4 protein-coding genes are annotated in these 5,445 nt (G+C 58.2%); all 4 read left to right on the top strand.

What is annotated here, in order from left to right:
• Positions 1 to 290 precede the first annotated feature (290 nt).
• The 4 genes from P1S46_11265 to P1S46_11250 all read left to right on the top strand — a co-directional run bounded on the left by P1S46_11265 (position 291) and on the right by P1S46_11250 (position 5,301).
• Positions 291 to 1,853 (top strand): DUF885 family protein, encoded by a 1,563-nt coding sequence (locus tag P1S46_11265; GenBank protein ID MDF1537054.1) that lies wholly within the window; start codon positions 291 to 293, stop codon positions 1,851 to 1,853.
• Between the two features lie 141 nt (positions 1,854 to 1,994).
• The gene (locus P1S46_11260; GenBank protein ID MDF1537053.1) at positions 1,995 to 3,401 is read left to right on the top strand and encodes a hypothetical protein; all 1,407 of its coding nucleotides are present in this window, start codon (positions 1,995 to 1,997) and stop codon (positions 3,399 to 3,401) included.
• 7 nt (positions 3,402 to 3,408) lie between these two features.
• A complete protein-coding gene (locus tag P1S46_11255; GenBank protein ID MDF1537052.1) occupies positions 3,409 to 4,206 on the top strand; it encodes a class I SAM-dependent methyltransferase in 798 nt (265 codons plus the stop codon).
• Between the two features lie 111 nt (positions 4,207 to 4,317).
• On the top strand, positions 4,318 to 5,301 hold the full coding sequence (locus tag P1S46_11250; GenBank protein ID MDF1537051.1) for a ketoacyl-ACP synthase III: 984 nt from the start codon (positions 4,318 to 4,320) through the stop codon (positions 5,299 to 5,301).
• The last annotated feature ends 144 nt before the right edge of the window (positions 5,302 to 5,445 follow it).

The following is a 5,445-nucleotide window of genomic DNA, read 5'->3' as shown; positions in this document are numbered from 1 at the left end:
GCTCCAGTCCCAATTGAATCATCGCACGTTCCGTGCAATCCAAATGCTCGTATGTCTTTTCCATTGCAACACTTTAACTCCTCTAAGTGTTGCACTTCAACTTTGAGCCCGGCTTTCTTAAACCCTTGTCAAAATGCTGTAATTTGAATTCGAGGGGCATTAGCGCGTAGAAGGGCGGCCCTCTGCGTTAAAGCTTTAGCCTTTGGTCTTTGGTCTTTGGACATTGGACTTTGGACTGATTTTTCCCTCTGGACTCTGGACTATCTCCCCCTTTCCTTTTAAAGTACGGGATGGAAAATAACCGTTCGATACAGGTCATTGCCTCTGACCTGTATAACTGCCTGGCCCGACGTTTTCCCGTCTGCTGTTTCAGTGATGAATTCTACTATTTTCCCCAGGCGTTGAGCGCTGAGACGGATTGGACCGCATGGGATGACCTGTCTCCGGAGGGTGTCCGGGACGCGTTGTCCGAGCTGAGGAAGTTCAGACTCGACCTGGAGGGCCTCCAGGGCAGCGGGTGGGAAGATGACGGGGACAGGCGAACAAGGCGCCTCCTGAGCCGGCATGTGGATGTCCTCATGGAGCAGCTTGAGGACATGAAACTGTTCAGCTCGAAGCCGACATTCATCCTTACAGTTGCTTCAGCAGGGCTTTTGCAGGCTCTCCAGAGCCAGGATGAGCATGCTTTGGGGGCTCGTCTGTCGGCACTCCCCGGCTTTCTTCAAGGAGCATTTGAGAGCCTTGACAAGGTTCCTGTCCTGTTCAGGGATCTTGGCCTGGAGATGGCGGAGGATATTCGGAAATGGATCGCCACCCTGGGAGATGTCCGGCCGATGAGCCAGGCCGCGGAATCGGTGGATCTTTTTTCGAAAAAACTGGCCCGAATACCCACGACAGACAGGTTCCAGCTTGACCCGGACCAGCTGGAACGGATCGTGTGCCATCACTCCGGCAGCGGATTCACTGTGGCCGAGGCGCTGGCTGAACTGGAAGACGAGGAACGCGAGACGGGATCTCTCCTTGCCAGGGAGAGCCGCAACCTGGCCGGTTCGGAGGATTTTAACGAACTTTTCGGCGCCCTGAAACCCGATCCTCTGCCTGAAGGCGGACCGATCCGGCTCCTGTTCCTGGAAACGGCGCATCTCAAGGAACATTGTGCGGACCTGGGGATACGGGAAGCCTCGAGGGCGCCCGATGTTGATATCCGGCGCCTGCCGCACTCCCTTGCCGCCATAAGGGCAGCGGATTCCTACAATGCCCGTCCCGGCAACCCTTCCGGCGGTGGAACGTTCTATATATTCGCCGGCGGAACCCTTGGCCGAAGTGCGCTTTCGGTCCACCCGTCGTACAGGATGACAGTCGCCCATGAGACCTATCCGGGACACCATCTCCTGGACACGTGCCGCTGGAACCATCCCGATCCGGTACGGCGCCCCCTGGAATATCCGCTTTTTTACGAGGGGTGGGCCTGCTTCGGGGAGGATCTCATGCTCCAATCCGGAGCCTTCGACAGGGCGTACGATCGGTTCCTTGTCACCTGGAGGCGGTACCGGCATGCTGTTCGAGGGCGCACGGACCTTCTCCTGCATTCCGGCCGTGTCGATCTTGAAACGGCAGCCGTTCACCTGTCCCAGGCCGGGTTGACCAGGGTCCGGGCCATCGAAACGGTGCGCAAATACGCCTTACAGCCCGCTTACCAGATGTGCTATTCTATCGGCCGACGCGGGTTTCAAAGCCTTTTCCGATCGACAGGCGGGGAAGGGGTCCCGAATTTCATAAATGCGGTTTTATCCGAGGGGGAACTGTTGTTCCAGGACCTGGAGCACGTGCTGAAGCAAAAACTCAGCACGTGAGTGCAGAGTGCAATGTGCAGAGTGCAGAGTAGAAAAACGGTGATTCATTATTCGTGACTTTTCCAATTACCGATCACATAATTTATCAATCTGAAGCTGAAAGAATTCAGATCATTCTTTCTGGAATATGGAATTTGGAATATGGAATTTGATCTTGATGCTGATTTTCTCGGCTATCACTCTGAATGGAACCTGGGCAGCCCCGGTGGCTGGGACTACCAGAGGATAACGCAGATCATCGGCAAGGAGGTCTGGTCCAGGCTGGTCCGGCTGAAAGATCCCGGTGTCGATCTGGATTTCGACCATCCCCGGTTATACCCGGTTTACGGGTTCGTCCAGATGCTGGTCAAGATCCACCGTCTGCGGGAGGGTTCCAACAAGGGACTCATCGCCGTGGTGGCCGAGGAAGAGACTCTCGAGGATGTGACCGAGAATATCAACCTCGCCAAACACCTTTCCGGCGAGGACGGCATAACCGGCGCCCTCATGGCTCCCCACGAGCTGGAAACCGTTGCCGGCAAGGTCTGTTACCGGGGACAGCCGGTATCGGTCGTCTTCATGGATTTCAACTCGGATGTTCTGCTTCGGCTCCATCGCCGGCACGACCTGTCACCGGTGCTCCAGGCCGTCCGCGAGGGGCGTGTTGTGAACCCGAGAGGGACCGAACCGATCAACGTCAAGAGCATGTTCGAACTTTTCACCGGTCCCATGTCCGGCCGCTTCCAGGAGGAGACGGTGAGAAGGACCCCCTGGACCAGAAGGTTCCGGGAAGGGCCCGCCGTTGGTCCGGGAGACGAGAGAATCCCTGACCTGGTCGGGTGGACCCGCGACAACTGGGACAGGCTCGTCCTTAAACCGGAACGGGGATACTCGGGCATGGGTGTGCGTGTCGGTGGCATCAACCCGGATGCCAAAGAAGCCGTCGGCCTGGCCACCGAAAAGGGAAACTACATCGTCCAGGAGAAGATCCCCCTGGATCTGTGGGCGGAGGACAACCCCGCCGTGGACAACCAGGGCCTGAGGACGGTCATGGAGCGGTACCAGACGGATTTCAGGTGCCTCATGGGGCCGGAGGGGCTGTTCGGGTTCCTGGTCCGGTTTGGCGGAGTGCCCACCAACGTGGGCAGCGGAGGCGGGGTCCAGCCCCTTGCGATCCTGCGGTCAAGGATGCCGGTGAGGGAAGCGGTGGATCGTATCAACGGAGCAATCATGGAAATCCCTTATGGCGACCTGGCCGAGGTCGTCGCGCACCAGGAGAAACTTTCCCTGGATCACCGCTTCACATACCTTCTCGGACCGATCCGGATGGCGCTGCGTCCGCGGATCCTCACTCAAGGGCACCTGGCTTCTCTGGAGAGGTACTGTCACGCCATGTGGGCCGACTGCCTGACCCTGGAAAAGATGTGGCACGAGGGGGCCCTGGACGATTACGTGGATATCGAGGAAGATGAGCTGGCTATCGCCAGGAGCCAGCCCTGGAAGGGCGGGCCTGCCGTCTTCGCTTCGGATGGGCTTTTTTCCTTCGGTGCCCACCCGCTGGCCGGATAGGTCAGTCATGTCCATCAAAGTTCACCCCGATTGGTGGAAAACCCTCTTCGATGATATTTATCTGAAGACGGATGCCCGAACAGTGTGCAACGAGGAGCTTTCCCGGCGGGAAGTTGACATCATACTGGATCTTCTCCCGGTGGAGTCGGGCCATCACATAGCCGACCTGTGCGGCGGGCAGGGTCGGCACAGTCTTGAGCTGGCCCGCAGGGGCCGCGGAGAGTGTACCGTCGTCGACTATTCTCCTCACCTGGTGGAAGTCGGGAGAAGCTCTGCACGGCACCTGAACCTGCCCGTTGTTTTTGTCCAGGGTGACGCGAGGGAGACGGGTCTTCCCGGAGATCGTTTCGACTACGTGCTGATCCTGGGGAACTCCCTGGGTTATCTGCCCCATGACGACGATGACGGGAGGATCATGGCCGAAGCCTGGCGCCTGCTGCAGCCCGGAGGGCACCTGCTGGTGGATGTGGCCGACGGTGACAGGGTCCTGGAACAGATGGCCCCCAACACATGGCACGAGGTCGATGACGACCTGGTGGTGTGCCGTCAGCGGGAGATCGGGGACGGAAGAGTGAAGGCAAGAGAGATCATCTTTTCCCGACGAAAGGGGCTTGTCCGTGACCAGTCCTACGCTATCAGGATCTACCGTCCCGGCCAGCTGAAAAAGCTTGTCGTAGACGCGGGTTTTGTGGAAGCGGTCATCCACAACGATTTTTGCTCTCACACAGGCAGCGAAGATCTCGGCTTCATGAACATGAGGACGATCGTTACGGCCAGAAAACCGGCTGCGGTTGTGAAACAATAAACTAGGAGTCTGTCGGAGAACCTCCCTGTTTTTAACAGGGAGGGCACAGACTCCTGGCTGGATGCATAAACCGGATGCACCAATCGTTTCGAGCAAGATAAGGAGTAAGGCATGAAAGGTAACCGTATCATCGGCACCGGGATGGGACTGCCTTCCCGGATAGTCACCAACGACGACCTGGCAAAAATTGTGGACACGACAGACGAATGGATCGTCTCGCGGACCGGGATCCGGGAACGGCGTATCGCGGAAGAACACGAGACCACCTCTGACTTTGCGGCTGAGGCGGCCAAAAACGCCCTCGAAATGGCCGGTGTCGGCCCCGAAGAGGTGGACCTTGTCATCATGGCGACCCTCACCCCGGATCGCCTGATCCCGGCCACCGCCTGCATCGTTCAGAGCAAGATCGGGGCGGTGAACGCCGCCTGTTTCGACCTCGAGGCAGCCTGCTCCGGGTTCGTGTACGGCCTTGCCATGGCAAACGGCATGATGCCCGACCAGGGTGTCAAAACGGCCCTGGTCATCGGAGGGGAAACGCTGTCGAGGGTACTGGATTGGAGCGATCGGAACACCTGCGTCCTGTTCGCGGACGGAGCCGGTGCGGCTGTTTTACGGCACGAAGGCGGGGAGAGGGGCATTATCTCGACCTATTTGAAGGCAGACGGCTCCGCGCCGCCCCCCTGGCTGGCTGTCGATCCCGGCGTCGCGGACCTGACACCCCTCGGTGATCAGCACAGCAAGGATTTCGCTGTGCGCATGATGGGCAGAGAGGTCTTCAAATTTGGAGTCAGGGCTCTTCCGGAAGCTGTTACAGGAGCACTCGAGCGGGCCGAAAGGCTGACCTTGAAGGATATCGACATGGTGATCCCCCACCAGGCCAATATCAGGATCATCGATTCGGCGGCCAAAGCACTTGGCATCCCAAGGAAAAAGTTCTTCGTAAACCTGGAGAAGTACGGCAATACCTCCGGCGGCACGATCCCCATCGCCCTGGATGACGCCAACCGGCAGGGGCTCATCAAGGAGGGTGACATCGTCGCCCTGGCCGGGTTCGGCGCCGGCTTGACATGGGGGGGAGCGATTATCCGATGGTGATCAGAACTGTCCAAAGTCCAATGTCCAATGTTGATGGACTCGCAAAAAGTCCATCAACGCGCCCCGAGCGGGGCGCCCAAATCAATGACTTACACCGTAAGTCATTGATTTGTAAGGAAAGGGAAAACGACGCTTTTCCCTTTC

Source organism: bacterium (assembly GCA_029210545.1).
GTDB lineage: Bacteria > BMS3Abin14 > BMS3Abin14 > BMS3Abin14 > BMS3Abin14 > JARGFV01.
Note: the sequence above shows the minus strand (reverse complement) of the source record. Positions and strands in the feature narration are given on the sequence as shown.

What these genes read in the sequence shown, in the direction of transcription:
- P1S46_11260 (MDF1537053.1), top strand. Translation starts at nt 1,995, where the DNA reads ATGGAATTTGATCTTGATGCTGATTTTCTCGGCTATCACTCTGAATGG.
- P1S46_11265 (MDF1537054.1), top strand. Translation starts at nt 291, where the DNA reads ATGGAAAATAACCGTTCGATACAGGTCATTGCCTCTGACCTGTATAAC.
- P1S46_11250 (MDF1537051.1), top strand. Translation starts at nt 4,318, where the DNA reads ATGAAAGGTAACCGTATCATCGGCACCGGGATGGGACTGCCTTCCCGG.
- P1S46_11255 (MDF1537052.1), top strand. Translation starts at nt 3,409, where the DNA reads ATGTCCATCAAAGTTCACCCCGATTGGTGGAAAACCCTCTTCGATGAT.